Genomic DNA, 15550 nt, shown 5'->3' on the forward strand with positions numbered 1-15550 from the left:
TCACCAACGTAACGAAAATGGGACCCATTTTCCGAGATTCTTGAAGAATTATACCGCTGCCATTCTCCGCTCTCAATCCCTTATTTTATAAGGTTTTGAGTGTGGTGCCCGCTGCCAGACTCGAACTGGCACGGCCATATGACCGACAGATTTTAAGTCTGTTGTGGTATATGAATTCTTTTTCTCCAAAAGTCTTTTAGATGAATGAGTTTAGAACAAATCTCAAATCTTTAATTTTCATATTATCTCCAAATTATCACCAACGCAACGGAAATGAAAACGATTTTAAAGATAAATATTTATAGATATCCTTCATTAATAGATTTATTTTGCATCCAATCTAAAGACCATCCATAAGCTGCTGCTTTTTCTCCGAGCATAAGTGGAACATGGTCATCAGGAGGGCGATAGGCAACATCGCCTCTGACATTATTTCCAAAATCTCCTAATAATCGTCTTTGTCGTGGCGTCATTCGTTTTAAAATATGTTTTGTTATTTTAAAGTAATAGTCTTTAAACCACATCTGGCCATAGCGAATTGAGATGCTCCGCCGTGTATTAGGTGATTTATTTGAAGCTACTGCATGCCAAAGAGATAAGGAATGAATTAATACATCTCCTGCTTTAGCTTTAATTTGGACGGCATCAGGGGGGAGCTGTCCTTGTTCAATGTATTTATTACACTCAGGGATTAAACAATATGGATGATGATATGTAACTCTTTTTATATGACTACCAGGAATAGCAATAAAATTGCTTGCATTGTCAGTATTAATATCTGTTAGAAAAAATTGGACTTTAAGCTGTAAGGGTAAATTTTCACGAGTAGGTAAAATTCTTTGCAAAGCAGGACCAGAATCTGTATGAAATTTTCCAATATTAGTTGTAACTGAAGAACTTGGATGGCGAACAAAGATATGACAACTCATTGCTTGTATGTAAGGCCCCATTAAATATGTAACGATATCAAACGTTTTTGGATGGTCTAAAAGGTAATCAAGTTGCTTCGTATAATCAAATGGATTATGAATATTAAAATATTCTTTACCGTGTGCAAATTTTGTATTCTTTTCTTTTAATTTTTCTGAATGATGTTTCAAAATTATTCTGTCAACGATATTTAATAACTTTTTGGTTTCATCTTCTTTTAAGATATTTTTTAAAAGCAGAAAGCCATTTTGATGCCAATTCTCTAATTCAGTATTATTAAGTGGTATATTAATAGATTCTTGGCTCATTATTGTTTATCCTTTCAATTACAGAAAAAAATAATTAGTAATATAAGAGACATAAATTATTATTACAAATTCTTTTTTATGATGTTTTTAAATTCTATAATTTAGAGGAATGTAGAATTCATAATTTTCCTTTATAATTGATTAAAAACATAAAATATAATTTTTTATAAAATAACGCAGATGAAAATTCACATATAGTTTAAAAAATTATTTACAAAAAGTTTTTATTTTTAAAAAAATAGTTTTATAAATATGTATTTAAGTTTAGCGTATAGATTATTGAAGTGAATAGCTAATCTTATACAAGAAAGATTGACTTATGATAAGACTTATTCTACTTGGATTACTTTTATGGGTATCTTTGATGGTAACGCCAACCAATGCTTTTGAAAAAGACGATTTTGAATTGGTTGTTCTATTTGGGCGTCCGGGCGCTGGGAAAGGAACAATAGCTCAATCTTTAAAGGAAGACTCATATTTACATATATCTTTAGGAGATATTTTTCGTAGTGAGCTTAAAAGAAGAACTCCTATTGGAGTGCAATATAAGGAACAAATTGAGTCTGCATGTGGATTTTTACCTGACGATGTTGTAATTCCAGTTGTGAATTCTTTTTTAGAAAATGCTATGCGTCAATCCCAAAAATTAGTTTTAGATGGATTTCCTCGTATGATTACTCAATTTAAAGCTTTAGAGGAAGTTTTGCACTCTTGGAATAGAATGATAAAAACACGATTTATTTATATAGAGGTAGATCCAATAATAGCTGAGCAGCGTATATTAAATCGTCTAGTTTGTACAGAGTGTAGCTTAGTTTATAGTCGCTTATCTGATGAAGTTAGAGATCAAGAAACTTGCGTTGAATGTATGGGGCAACTTATGCCTCGTGCTGGAGATGTTCTAGGATCGATACCTCGACGATTTAAAGCTTTTGAAGACAATGTCCTTCATGTTATCCGTTTAATGGAAGGAGAAGCAGTACCGAACTTTTATAAGGTTAATGGTAATCTTCCTAGTAGCGAAGTCTTAAAAGAAATAAGAAAGATTTTAGCTTTAGAACCAGTTCATAAATTATCTTTAAAGAGTCAAATTGTTGAGCTTTCAACTTTCAAAGAAGTAAAAAAAGTTTTAAATCAAGTTCCAAGTGGTAGCTTAATTGTTACAGATATAGATAATGTTCTTATTTATCATAGGGATAAAGTTTTAAGACCTGCAAGCAAAGCTATTTACCGTAAGTTGATGGATAAATTAAAAGATGATTTTAAAGATCAAATGAAGAAAATTGGGAATAAAGAAATTCCATTTTTTGAGTATTTACATGGACTTCTTATTAGAGATATACGCATTGAAATTTTAGATGAAGAAAGTCCTCAGCTTTTTGAAAGGCTTAGAAATCAAGGGCAAGCTGTCTTGGCATTGTCTGCAGGAAAAACAGGACCTTATGCAGAATTTGAATCAATGGAAGATCTTCGGGTAGAACGGTTAAAAGCTTTAGGATTTAATTTTTCTAGTAGTTTTCCAGGTTATGTTCCTACCATACTTGAGGTTCCTTTTACTTCTTCGCCTCCTATTTTTAAAGAAGGTGTTATACTAACTGGCAAAGCATCAAAAGCTCTTTGTTTAGAATCTTTTCTTAGTCGTCTACAAAAATCTTGGATGATGCTTGTTTATATTGATGATCGTAAAGATTGGGTCGAGGAAGTTTACAGGCACTTTAGCTCTCGTATGCCTGTACTTGCTATACATTATGTAAATAAAAAATTTTTAACAGAAAATACTGATGAAGAATTAGCAAAAAGGCAATTCGACTTGTTATGTTCTGAGCATCGGTGGTTAAGTGATGAAGAAGTAAAAAGTGAAAATTCTTAAAAACCGAGCATTATGAAATTGGAAATTCCTTATAACCAAATTTTATATATTACAACTTTTAAAGAACTGAAGGAATTATTACTCAAGATTCCTCCAAGAAGCCTTATTGTAACAGATATAGATAATGTTTTAGTTGTTCATAAAGATAAAATTTTACGATCTAGCAGTAGATTGCTTTATGAAAGTCTTATGCAAGAATTGAAAGAAGATTTTTGTAAAAAAACAAAATTAATAAAGAATAATATAAAAATTTCTTTCTTTGAGTATTTACATGGTAAACTCATTCAAAGAATTTGTCTTGAGCCTTTAGATGAGAATATGATCCCTTTTCTCAAGGTACTTAGAAAACAAGGACATTCACTTTTAGCCCTTTCCCAAGGAAAGACAGGAGCTTATGCCGAGTTTAATCCAATTGAAGATGTTAGAATAAATCAATTAAAAAATCTTGGGTTTAACTTCTCTGAAAGTTTTAAGGATATTCCACCTATAAAATTTAAGGCTCTACATGAGGTTCGTTTTCCTGTTTTTAAAGAAGGTGTGATTCTTACCTCTAAAACTTCTAAAGCTATGGCCCTACAAGCTTTTTTTGATGTCACACAAAAAAGTTGGCAGACCCTTATCTATATAGATGATAATGAAGATTGGGTTAAGGAAATGTACAATTATTTTAAAAATTATATGTTTGTTATCGGAATTTGTTATAAAAACCAAAAATACTTGCAAGAGCTTCCAGATGTAAAGCTTGCAAGAAAGCAATTTACTTTTTTGCGTAATCATCAGTTATGGTTGACTGATGCAGAAATAAACAAGGATATTAAAATATGAAAATAGAAGAAAATAACTAAGCTAAAATCCATATTTAAAAAATTATCTTTTTTGGAAAAGATTTTTCTGAACAGAGATAATCCATAAACTCAATGTAGTAAGGAGATTCTTTTTTATGATAAATAATAAAAATTTTCAATTGCGTAAAATATTAACGAATAAAAATGAAACAAGCTTCTTAATGGAAGCTCATAATGGAATTTCCGCAAAAATTGTTGAAGATGTTGGTTTTCAAGCTATTTGGGCTTCAGGTTTTGCCATATCTTCTTCTTTAGCTTTGAGAGATTGTAATGAAAATTCATGGACACAAACTTTAGATATACTAGAATATATGGCAGATGCTGTGAATATCCCAATCTTGTTGGATGGAGATACTGGTTATGGTAACTTCAATAATTTTCGGCGCCTTATCTATAAGCTAGAACAAAGAGGAATATCTGGTGTTTGTATTGAAGATAAGGTATTTCCAAAACTCAATTCATTTGTTGAACAAAAGGACCGTCTTGCGCAAGTTGAAGAATTCTGCGGAAAAATAAAGGCTGGAAAGGATGTTCAGAAAGATAAAAATTTTACAATTGTTGCTCGTGTGGAGTCACTTGTAAGTGGATTACCTATAGAAGAAGCTCTTATGCGCTCTGAAGCTTATTTTAAAGCGGGTGCAGATGCTATCTTAATTCACTCCAAAAAAGAAACAGGAGATGAAATTTTGGAATTTGTAAAAAAATGCCCAGTTGATATTCCTTTAATAATTGTTCCTACTAAGTATTATAAGACCCCAACCTCACTTTTTAAAAAAGCTCAGATTGCTGCTATTATTTGGGCAAACCAGAGTTTTCGGGCTGCTTATGCATCTATGAAGAAAACATTGCAAGAAATTTTTCATACCGAATCTCTTCAAAATACTGAGCCTCATATTACAAGTATGTCAGAAATTTTTAATATTCTTCATTATGATGAATTGAAGGTTGCTGAAGAAAAGTATCTTCCTAAAATAATCAAGGAAAGCTAGATAAAAAAATATGGGTCTAGATGCCTTTAGAGAGAAAACTTTTAAATGAACCGGGGGAAGTTTGTAAAGATTTTTATGGTGTATAGTTAAATCTAAACTTGCATCCTTTAATCTACAATAAGAGGATGTCATCTTTCAGGCCATTAAATTTACTTAATTTTCTTTTAGTAAAAAAACAAAGAAGATTCGATACCATTAACATGGTTTTTTCTACAAGATTTTCGATCAGAACAAAGAGCATTTTTTCTTCTTTTCCTTTGTTTTGAAAAATTTATGTCTTTTTACTATCCTTCATCCTTAAAAATACCTTCTGAAATGAAATATGTAATTTATTAAAAAATAAAAATTTCATTTTTAATAATTGTATTAAATATAATTTATATGTAACTTGTAAAAAATTGAATTTGGATGTTATTCTAAATGTTTTTAAAATAGAGGTTTAGAAAAATGAAAAACCTAATTAAAACAGGAACTAAGATTTTAGAATTTGAGAATTGGATTTTATATTTACATCCTAATCAATGCTATTTAGGGCGAACTTATTTATGGGCTAAAAGGCATGATGCAGTTGACTTTGTAGATATGAACTCTGAGGAATGGAAGGAATTTAGAAAGATTACCCCGCATATTAAACAAATTATTCAAAAATTGTTTTCTCCTGATATGTTTAACTATGCATCCCTGGGAAATATTGCTCCTCATCTTCATGTACATATAATTCCACGTTATAAAAACATACATTATTTTGAAGGCTTAGCATTTAATGATAAAAGATGGGGAAAGAATTATTCACCATATAATAGAAAATTCTCTATTCCACTAAAAGTGCATAACACTATTGCGCAATTAATTGAGGAAAACATACATGATATATTCTAATAGAAAAATTGTTATTATTACAGATTGCATTGACATTGCATTCAATGAAATGCATCAAACTCTTTTAAATGAATTAGCCTCCTTTGGTATTTCTTCTCCTCAAATTTCACCTATTGCGCAAGTAAAAAATTTTTCGGTTGTGAATGCAGCTTTTATAATAAGGTTACTTGCAGACCTTTATCCTGCAGAAACACTTTTTGCAATCATTGTAAGTGGAACTTCATTAAATCCAATGCGTCTTTTTGGGGAAACAAAAACAGGGATTACTTTCGTTGGAAACAATTCAGGTTATTTAAATTGGCTAATTGAAGATTTTGGATTAAATTATTTATATGAAAATAAAATTAATCGAGATATTGAAGGAAGATCTTTTGGTGGAAAATATGCTCAAATTCCAACAGTGGCTCGTCTCTATGCCTATCAAGATTTAGATTCTCTTGGAATTAAAAGAGACGAGACTTGTTTGCATAATTTTAATATTAAAACAGGGACAGTGGTTCATTGTGATAATTTTGGATTAATGAAAATTAAGGCTCCAAAAATTACAGATCTAAATGAAGGAGATCTTCTTAAAATTTTTCTAAATGAAAAATTTATTTTAACGGCTCATTATACTGAAAAAATGAAACTTCAAAAAGATGGAGAATGGGTTCTATTTACTGGGAGCTCGCTTTATGGCCTCCCTGAGCTTGGACGGGTCCGTTCTTTAAATTCATCAGCAGAATTGGGGGTAAAAGAAGGAGATATTATTACCTGGGATAAAGTTTCTACTAAATAGGGTTTGTCGATAAAATGAGATTATCTATAAATATGGTACGAAAGTCCTTGCAAGAAATTTTAATATATCATGATGTTTCTAAAGAAGATGCTGTTATTACAACTGAAGTACTTATTGAAGGAGATAGATATGGACATCACCAGCATGGAACTAATCGTATCTTCCAAATTCTCGAAGGAATAGGTAAAGGCTCTATTTCTTTAACAGCAACACCTCTCGTACTTTCTAAAGGCCCAAGTTTTGCAGTAATAGATGGACAATATGGACTTGGATACCCAATTGGTCACTATGCTATGTTGACAGCAGTCAAAAAAGCACAGAGCACCGGGGTTGGACTTGTAGGTGTAATTAACTCTTCACATCTAGGTGTTCTTTCTTATTATACTGAATTAGCAAGCAAAAGGAAGAGTATAGGAATTGCTTGCTCAACGTCCTCTCCTGCTGTTGTAGTTAAAGGAGGAAAAGTAAAAACTTTCGGAACAAATCCTTTATCTTATTCTGTTCCTTATGAACCCCATTTACTAACAGCTGATTTTGCAACTTCTAAAGTCTCAAGAGGGCGTATTATGGAATATGCTGATACCTCTAGTTCCATTCCTATTAATTGGGCTGTTGATCGGGAAGGGAAAGAAACAACCTCTCCAATAGAAGCTCTTTCAGGAGGTTTAAAAACTCTTGATGGAGATATTAAGGGCAGTTTAATTTCTCTTTTGATAAGTATACTTGCTGGGAATTTATTTGGAGGAGTAAGTAACCACAAAGTTACTGGAACGCGCTATATGGATGAAAAACCTAATAAAGGAGATTTCTTTTTAGCAATTGATGTTAAGCAGTTTACAAATTTAGAAAAGTTTCAGTATGAATTAAAAGAATTTATGGGCTTTATTCGCTCTCAAAATGCTGAATTTTGCGTTCCTAGAGAAAAAGCCTACATGCAGCAGCTACATAAAGAAAAAACAATAAAGGTATCTTCTAAAATTGTAGATTTATTTGATTCCTATAAAGAAAAAGTAATAAAAAATGAGCCAAACAAATTTTAAAAAAATTTTTGAACAAGCTATTGAATGTTTTACTGAAAAAGGAAAAACTATAAAGGGCGTATATGATTTACTTTTACGCGGTGGAGTGGTCCATGAAGATCATATTTATATAGAAAATTGGAGCGATTTAGACTTAAGCCTTATTGTTTTTCAAATTAATAAGAGTATTTTACTACAACACCGTTGGCTCTATAATGAGATAAAAACAATTTTTCCATATAAACTTAGTCTTACGCTTGTTACTTATGAAGACTTTTCAAGTCCTTTTCATCATCACGGGATTAAACCTATTTATTATAATAAAATTTTACAAAATTCAGTTTCACTCCTTCAAAATAAAGCACCTTTTAAAGAGACCGTAAGTTTACAAGAACAGCAATTAGATTGTTTAGCAAATATTTCTTATTTAATTCATGATTTAAAAAATAAATGGTTAATACTAGATTTAAACTCAAATAAAGATTTGCACGAATACCTATGCCATGCAGTAAAACGTACGAAACATACAATAAGAAATAGTTTGTTTGTTATAGAAGGAATAATTGAAGAAGAAATAAATGAAAATATGTTTCAAAAAATATTTCCTAAGGAAAATGTAAACTTTCTTCAGCGCTTAAAAGAATACAAGCTGATGTTTTCTGAATGCAAAAGCGATAACAAGCAACTGGAAGAAGAAATTTTATATATTTTAACAACTCTTGAATCTATTCATGAAACTCTTATTTCTATTTTTAATAAAAAGTATGCGGAAAAAGAATTAAGAATATTAAGTACTTCTTAAGTATCTGATATTTTTGAATAAAGATATATTATGAAGAGCTAATTGGAATAAGAAAGTAACCCTTTTTAAAAACTGGATTACTAAATAAAAAATCGACAAAAAGAAAATTTAACTTTTCTTGTAGTTGTGTTTTTAAATATGTAGCTTCTTCCATTGAAAGATCATAGTGAGGGTCAAAAAGATTAATTTGTTCTTCTGTAACATCTAAGCCAATTTCTTTGAGATATCTAAAAGAATCCACAAGAGCTACTCTCATTTCATTTGGATGGTACGCTTCTTTACTTTTATCTGTAAGATCATATTTTCTCAAAGTTAGAGCAATTAAATTTTTAACCGCTAATATGAATTGATTATAGTTTCCATAGCCTTTAGAGAGTTTTTTGTGATCTCTAAATCTAGGGGTTAAAGCTTCAGCTTCTGATGATTCTGAGCTTTTTACGTCTGGTCTTTCAAGATGAGTTTCTGTGTCAAGAAGCTGAAAAGAAAGTTCTCTATATAACCTATTAAATTGAACTGGATCTGGATCATGAAGCAGTAAAAAAAGACCATAATGAGTCCTTTGATAAGTTCCCACATCTTCATCAAAACTAGAATTGTATAAGAATCTAAGGAGGTCCATAAAAGTCGTACCTTCTTCGGTTATTATAGTTTCATATGATTCTTGAACATCCATTACATAATTATTATGGATTAAATCATGTATAAGAGCATCTACTAATTCTGTATAAAATGTGTTATGTAATTGTGCTCTATTGAAAGAAACGCCATAAGGTCGTAACCCATTTAAAATAGCATAAATTGCGTCTGTAAAACCGAATGCTGGATTTGTTCCTAATATAGGGATGCTTCGACCATCTTCTATATGCTGCTTAAGGACGTTATTATATACTCTTATTTTATCCCCTTTTCTTTTTGTGATCTTCTTCTCAAGTTTTTTTATTCCTAATTCCAGACTTAATATACTCGTTGGGTCAATATTTGAACCTAAAATAAGTACCAAATGATCAGGATACCACCAAAATTTATGAGGTCTAGTTTTGCAGTCGCTTAAAAATTCACTTGCAGGGTCTCTTTCCTGGGAGCTAAGTAATATTTGTGTCCCTAATAAGAATATCTTATATCGAGGAAAACTTAATTTTTTTTGTTTATGAAGATCTTTCAATTCTTTAAGTAAGCCTTCTATTTTATTTTTATTTTCTGTCTTTTCTTTAAAAACAAAGGATCTTTCAAAAAAGTAACCTATAGTGTCAAACATCTCTTCTAATTCCGGTATATGAAATTCATAGTTTCTTAACTCGTCTCCATATTGTGTATTCAATTTCATAAATAATTTAATTTGTTTCCGTTTTAATGGTGAGCTCCATAACCATTTTTTTACATTAATATCTTTATGTATTTCTGTATCTCTAAGCCTTGTAGCTGGAGGCCTTGGTTGTTGTGGAGGTATATCACTTGAGAGAAATTTAAGAGGATGTAAAAGGCTTACATTACTATCCATCATATCAAAACAAATATTTTCCTTATAATCTCTCTTTTCTTTAAATCTTCTAACTAGATTAATATCATAAAGTTTAATTTTTGCTGGATACACTGAAGAAAGGCATTTTAACTTTCTCAAAATTCTATCACAAAAACTATAATCTTTAGATAAGACTGCTGTTGAATTTTGCCTTTGAAGAGGGTTCTGGACCTCATAAACACATTGACTCAATAATGCCGAACTGTATAGGTCTATAAAAATTCCTGAAGCTCTTGTCCCGGTTCGATAAATTTCAACCATATCTTCCTGATAACCATCAATTGAGTCGTACCCATAAATTGAAGGAACAAGATAATTTCTTTCAGCTTTCTCAAGTGTTTCACATGATATGTATGCCTTCTGATTCTGCAATTCAAAAACTTGGGGCTTATGTGTTTGAGTAAAAAAAGCGGAATCATTTTCTCTCAAAAATTCAAAGTCTTCGGAAGACATAGCAAATACTATATCCTGGAGTGCTATCAGTATAAAAACATGTAATAAAAGCAAAATTTTTTCTTTTAACAATTTTAAGATAAACGTGCTAAGCTTTTTCATATTTCAATTCATAGGAAAATATTTAAAGGCATAAAGGACGGAGCTAAATATTATAATATATTTAGACTTAAAGATTATTTTAAGATGGTAGAGAGCTTTTTAAATATTTGTCAAGTAGTTTAAGTAAAAAGAGTTGTAGAAAATTTTTTAGCAACTCTCTGGTTGGATTAGGTTTCATTATTAATTTATAAGAGGGATTTTTTGGATATTGTGTAATGCAGTAGTAATTTGTGCAGAAAGAAAATCAACTTGATTACTAGTTATTTTTTCTTCATTTGATCCAAATATGAGGTTGAAAGAATAACGGTTAACTTTAGTATAATGTTTGGTACTTAAAGGTAAATTCATAATTGGAAATCTGTTATCAGGAGAGAGTAATTGAAGTTTTTCCACAAAACGGCTATCCTCTCCTAAAATCTCTCGAATAAGTTCGCATAAATCTTCTTCTTCTATATCAAATAAGGATGTAAAAGTAAAATTACGGGTAAAAGTTTTATATCTATCTATGGTGGGTTCATACGGGGCAAGCGTTGTCATTTGGCTTTTAATAGAAGGAATATCCGATCTTAAAAGTCGTATATCATCTAAATGTTTAACAGCCATAACTAAGCGGTCTAGCCCCAATCCTAAAGCAAGGCCTGTATATTTTTTAGAATCAAGACCGCTATCTTCTAATAACTGTGGAAGTGCTTGACCACACTCCATTAACCTTATCCATTGGTCGGCTCCGAGTTTTAGATCAATTTTTAACCCTTTCAATGTATATGGATGAGATGTTCTTTGGGTCCGATATTCTAAGCCTATTCCTATGCCTTCTAGTACTATTTCGATTAAGTCTTCTAAGTGCCTTTCTTCCAATAAGTTTCCTCTTTTAATTCGCCAGATATCAAGCTTGTGAGGTTCGCTCGTATACATTTTATTGATAACTGTACGTCGATAGCACATACCAGGACAAAAAGCATAAACATCATTAATATTTTCTGACCTTATTTTCTTAAGAAATCTAGGGATTAATGCTGTTGTATGGCTTCGTAATATTTGTTTTTCAGAAATATAACGAGTATATCTGCTTGATCTCTGTTTATCGGTGGAAGGAATATAAAGTGCATCAAACTCTTCTGTAACGTCTGAGATAGGCCCGCCTCTGCAAAAAAGTATAGAAGGGTTATCTAATTTTGATGAGAATGTTTCTTTTATCTTATCAACAACCAAATTAACAGCATGTGGTCCATGACTTGGATCACTAAGGTCTCTTATATTAAGAAAGTGAGCTAGTTTTTCTTTTCTATGGGAGAGCGCTTTTCTTGATAGAGAGGCAAGTAAATCCATTTCTTTAATTGGCCACTTTGGCATTGCTTCACACGAAATACTAAAAAGTATTAAACTTAAAAAAGAGAAAAATAAAGGAAATAACTGGGTATACATAGATTTCCAAGATTGTCTTATTTAGGGGCATCATACTAACACTTATTTTTTAGAGTCTTGCCTTTACAAAATTGTGGAATTTTCTTCCTTAATTCAATATTCTATATTAATATTCACTTAAAAAAAATTAAAAAAATAAAGATCATAAAGATTTTAAAAATATCATGTAAATTAACTCTAAGAAAATTTTGTATGTTCTTTTCTTATTGATCAGAAATATTGCTTACAAAGTCAACCAATTAAGAGTTTATACAATTTTGAAGAATTTAATTTTTAGCATCCTCTTTATTGAAATTTTTTATTAATTAAATCTACAAAAGCTTCCAATTCTGCTTTATTAAATTTTTTGCTTGATGAACTGAAAATAACTCTAAATAAAACACTTTTTCTTCCTGGCGTTATCCTTAAACGTTCAACCACATGAGGAAGTAATTTTTCATAGGAAGACTCATTAATTATTTGAACTTGTTCGATAACAGAAGAGTATTCTCCCATTGCTTGTTGGACTTGTTCTAATATATTTTCTTCATTGATACTTTCAGATAAAACGATAGAAAAGTCACGTGCTGCCTTTTCTATAATACCTGACTTAGATGCAGTTTCTTTGTTGTCCTCAAGATTAAGTGTATAAATTTTAGTTTTTGGAAGAAGCCTTTTTAAAATATTTGCTCCTTTACTTGTGATAAAATTATGCTCAAGATTAAGTTTAACAATTAAAGAACTCTCAAGTACCTTTGAAAGACTATCTATCCCTTCATCTGTAATATGGTTTCCCCCTAAGTAAAGCATTTGAACTAAGCTTCCAGGGAGGCTTTGAGATAAGTATCTTATTCCTTCATCCTCTAAACCATTATCTCCTAAGTCTAAAATATGTATACGTGTTTGGGAAAGTGTTCTTGCGAGATAGTATGCTCCTAAGGCCTTAATAATATTTCCTCGTAAGTAAAGGGCACAAATTGGAGTACTTGGAAGACACCTTGCAAATGCTTCTATATTTTTTTCTGAAATTTGATTTCCACTTAAATCAAGAGTTTCTATTTGCGATCCTATCAATCCTTCAGAAAGAAAGTATATTCCTTCATCTGTTAACATCGTACCACTGAGATCTAAAGCTCGTACTCTTGATTTGGAAAGTGAAGATGATAATGCTTTTACACCGAGAGGACCTATTGGATTTCCACCTAAGTGAAGAGAATGTATCTGTGTCTTTGGAAGCGTTCGTGATAGGGCTTCCAGCCCAGATTCCTTAATAGCATTGCCACCTAAGTTAATGGTATGTATCTTTGTTTGATCTAATATTCCAGCTAGAGAAATCATGCCTTCATTTCCTATCTGGTTACTTCTTAAATGTAAAAATGTGATATTAGTATGGGGAAGAAATGTTGCTAGTGTTGTGATCCCTCGATCTCCTATACCGTTTCCTTTGAGACCAAATGAATGGATTTGTGTGCCAGGGAGTGCAGCTGAAAGAGCAACTAATTCTTCATCTCCAATGTTGTTTCCTTTTAGATCAAGAACGGTAAGGCTCGAAGGTGCAAGAACTCTGCAAAGTGATTTTACTCCCTGAGTACCAATTTTGTTTTCACCTAAATCTAAATTGCTTATCCTTGTGTTAGGAAGAGCTTCTATTAAAGCTACTGCACCTTGGAAGCCTACACGATTTTTTCCTAGGTCAAAAGATTCTACTTTTGACTTAGAAAGAACCTTTGCTAAATTTATTGCTCCAACATCTCCTATTTGATTTTCACCTAAATGAATAATTTTTAGAGAGGTTGTAGGTAAAACTGTTGCTAATTCTGTTGCTCCATTGTCGCTAATGTGATTCTTTCCAAGATCCAATGTATGTAATTTGGTATTATTAAGACCTTTTACCAAAAAACTTATACCCATATCTCCAATTCCATTATTCCATAGAACAAGAGTATGAAGTTGAGTTGAACAAAGAATTCTTGAAAGAGGCTCTAATCCTTTATCTGTTATTCTATTATTCCATAATATAAGTGAAGTTACAGCAGTTTGTGGAAGAACTTCAGATAAGGTCTCTACGCCTTTATCTCTAATATAATTTCCTCCCAAATCTAGCACATAAATTGGACTTTCTAAAAGGCATTGAACAGTTTTTTTGTTCATTCCTTCATGTTTAAATTTTAAAGCGCATATTGCATTATAATCTCCTTGAGCAGCGGATTTTTGAAACCAAAATTCAGCTTCACTTATACTTCGGCCCATTCCCCGGCCGTTATTACACATTACGCCAAGGCGAAATTGAGCTTCTGGGCTTCCTGAAGCAGAGGCCTTCCTGTAAAATGTAAGAGCAATGTAGTCATCAAAACAAGTCATATAAGAAGAGTGTAAACTACCGAGAATAGTTTGAGAGTCTCTATCATCTTCTTCTGCAAATTGCTTAAGATACTTAAAACCTTTAGAGGCATAGTTTAATGCGATGTCTGGGTCTTTTGTTATTATTGGACTATCACCAACCCAATAAAGTAAACTTAAATATGCAGCCGATAAACCACTAGCTGTTCCTTGTTCTTTTTCGTTTCTTTGTAATAGCTCTAAAGCATCTTTATGTCCTTTTTTTACGTCTAAAGAGATTTGTTTAATAGTGTGTTTTAGTACTGTATCTTCATGTGGTATTTCTTTTTCCATAGCAACAACAGAATATGTTACACTAAATATATAAACCCATAGAAGCAATATTAGTGAAAAACGTATATATATCATTTGAGTGTATTACTCCTTTATTTTGAAAATGGTATAAACAGTAATTTTTAAACAAAATATTAATTCTAAAATTCCTTTCATTAAAAATCTCTATAAATCGGATAACAACGCACACTATATTTAAAATGGTAGATATTTAACTTGTTTTTTATAACATTAAGAATGTACCTACAATAATTAAAAATCTTAATTTTATTAAGGAAGGAATCATTATGGAAACTTAAAATTTAATTGTAAAGAGGATATTATTATATGTCGCTAACATGATAGATATACATGGTAGTATAATCAGTTTTCATTACTTGTATGAGGCTTCTGTCGAATGGTATCTGGCCTATTTATAAGTATACCGGTCAAGCGTCTTGTAGATCTTCACAACTGATATATGAACGTGTGCGGATTTGAGCAGACCCCAAGCACGCGAAACAGTATGTCGATAGGGACATATAAGAGTATGTTTTTATCTTAGTTAAAGAATCCATTCAAAATTTCTCACAATTTAAAATTTTTATTTCTGCATTTAGAAAACAAGATACTTTTCTAAAGAACTAAAAACGCATAGAACGATAAAATTCTTCTATAAACCTGTGGGCTGCCGGTCCTGTAAAAATAAAAGAGGTTTCCATAAGAAAATAATCATCTTTAAGTGTTCTTGCGGAGGAAAGCCAATTAAATGAGCCTTCAACATATTTATCATCAGCTATTAATGTTTTTCTGTGTAATCTGTCTGCAGGAGTGAGTATCAGAGTAGGATGTGCCGTAAACTCTCTTAAATATTGCCTCAAAAGAACAATATTTTCGTCATCAGCACGATAAAAAATTTGTAAGAGTCTTTTTCCTTTTAAAAAACGATCTAAAATAGATCTAGGAAGAATAGATGATAAATGCCTTATATCTCTTGTAA

Annotated in this window: 12 protein-coding genes; 7 read left to right on the top strand and 5 right to left on the bottom strand. The window is 31.3% G+C overall.

The features are described from left to right. Positions 1-299 precede the first annotated feature (299 nt). A complete protein-coding gene (locus JSS34_06485; protein MBS0185968.1) occupies positions 300-1238 on the bottom strand; it encodes a phytanoyl-CoA dioxygenase family protein in 939 nt (312 codons plus the stop codon). A 319-nt stretch (positions 1239-1557) separates the two neighbouring features. Here JSS34_06485 and JSS34_06490 point away from each other — a divergent pair, with 319 nt between their 5' ends. The 7 genes from JSS34_06490 to JSS34_06520 all read left to right on the top strand — a co-directional run bounded on the left by JSS34_06490 (position 1558) and on the right by JSS34_06520 (position 8420). Continuing rightward, positions 1558-3108: a nucleoside monophosphate kinase gene (locus tag JSS34_06490; protein MBS0185969.1), complete on the top strand. Its 1551-nt coding sequence runs from the start codon at positions 1558-1560 to the stop codon at positions 3106-3108. An 18-nt stretch (positions 3109-3126) separates the two neighbouring features. Further along, entirely contained in the window at positions 3127-3933 is an 807-nt protein-coding gene (locus tag JSS34_06495) for a DUF2608 domain-containing protein (GenBank protein MBS0185970.1), read from the top strand. A 115-nt stretch (positions 3934-4048) separates the two neighbouring features. Next, a complete protein-coding gene (gene aepX / locus JSS34_06500; GenBank protein MBS0185971.1) occupies positions 4049-4942 on the top strand; it encodes a phosphoenolpyruvate mutase in 894 nt (297 codons plus the stop codon). Positions 4943-5389: 447 nt separating this feature from the next. Then, positions 5390-5821 carry an HIT family protein gene (locus JSS34_06505; protein MBS0185972.1) on the top strand — a complete coding sequence of 144 codons (432 nt, stop codon included), beginning with the start codon at positions 5390-5392 and terminating at the stop codon, positions 5819-5821. Further along, positions 5808-6599: an SAM-dependent chlorinase/fluorinase gene (locus JSS34_06510; GenBank protein ID MBS0185973.1), complete on the top strand. Its 792-nt coding sequence runs from the start codon at positions 5808-5810 to the stop codon at positions 6597-6599. Before JSS34_06505 ends, JSS34_06510 begins: the two co-directional genes overlap by 14 nt. A gap of 47 nt (positions 6600-6646) precedes the next feature. Further along, the gene (locus JSS34_06515) at positions 6647-7639 is read left to right on the top strand and encodes an Ldh family oxidoreductase (protein MBS0185974.1); all 993 of its coding nucleotides are present in this window, start codon (positions 6647-6649) and stop codon (positions 7637-7639) included. Continuing rightward, positions 7620-8420, top strand: a complete 801-nt coding sequence (locus JSS34_06520; GenBank protein MBS0185975.1) for a hypothetical protein — start codon at positions 7620-7622, stop codon at positions 8418-8420. The genes JSS34_06515 and JSS34_06520 overlap by 20 nt, the downstream gene beginning before the upstream one ends. A gap of 28 nt (positions 8421-8448) precedes the next feature. On the opposite strand, the gene JSS34_06525 is transcribed toward JSS34_06520, so the two are convergent. The 4 genes from JSS34_06525 to JSS34_06540 form a co-directional block, all read right to left on the bottom strand. After that, on the bottom strand, positions 8449-10494 hold the full coding sequence (locus tag JSS34_06525) for a hypothetical protein (protein MBS0185976.1): 2046 nt from the start codon (positions 10492-10494) through the stop codon (positions 8449-8451). 180 nt (positions 10495-10674) lie between these two features. Beyond that, positions 10675-11919, bottom strand: a complete 1245-nt coding sequence (locus JSS34_06530; protein ID MBS0185977.1) for a hypothetical protein — start codon at positions 11917-11919, stop codon at positions 10675-10677. Between the two features lie 285 nt (positions 11920-12204). Beyond that, positions 12205-14646 carry an SEL1-like repeat protein gene (locus JSS34_06535; GenBank protein ID MBS0185978.1) on the bottom strand — a complete coding sequence of 814 codons (2442 nt, stop codon included), beginning with the start codon at positions 14644-14646 and terminating at the stop codon, positions 12205-12207. Between the two features lie 548 nt (positions 14647-15194). Continuing rightward, the coding region (locus tag JSS34_06540) for a hypothetical protein (protein ID MBS0185979.1) at positions 15195-15550 on the bottom strand (356 nt) is incomplete at its 5' end.

It is taken from the genome of Pseudomonadota bacterium (genome assembly GCA_018242545.1).
GTDB lineage: Bacteria > Pseudomonadota > Alphaproteobacteria > 16-39-46 > 16-39-46 > 16-39-46.

What these genes read in the sequence shown, in the direction of transcription:
- JSS34_06520 (MBS0185975.1), top strand. Translation starts at nt 7,620, where the DNA reads ATGAGCCAAACAAATTTTAAAAAAATTTTTGAACAAGCTATTGAATGT.
- JSS34_06505 (MBS0185972.1), top strand. Translation starts at nt 5,390, where the DNA reads ATGAAAAACCTAATTAAAACAGGAACTAAGATTTTAGAATTTGAGAAT.
- JSS34_06525 (MBS0185976.1), bottom strand. Translation starts at nt 10,494, where the DNA reads ATGAAAAAGCTTAGCACGTTTATCTTAAAATTGTTAAAAGAAAAAATT.
- JSS34_06510 (MBS0185973.1), top strand. Translation starts at nt 5,808, where the DNA reads ATGATATATTCTAATAGAAAAATTGTTATTATTACAGATTGCATTGAC.
- aepX (MBS0185971.1), top strand. Translation starts at nt 4,049, where the DNA reads ATGATAAATAATAAAAATTTTCAATTGCGTAAAATATTAACGAATAAA.
- JSS34_06535 (MBS0185978.1), bottom strand. Translation starts at nt 14,646, where the DNA reads ATGATATATATACGTTTTTCACTAATATTGCTTCTATGGGTTTATATA.
- JSS34_06490 (MBS0185969.1), top strand. Translation starts at nt 1,558, where the DNA reads ATGATAAGACTTATTCTACTTGGATTACTTTTATGGGTATCTTTGATG.
- JSS34_06485 (MBS0185968.1), bottom strand. Translation starts at nt 1,238, where the DNA reads ATGAGCCAAGAATCTATTAATATACCACTTAATAATACTGAATTAGAG.
- JSS34_06530 (MBS0185977.1), bottom strand. Translation starts at nt 11,919, where the DNA reads ATGTATACCCAGTTATTTCCTTTATTTTTCTCTTTTTTAAGTTTAATA.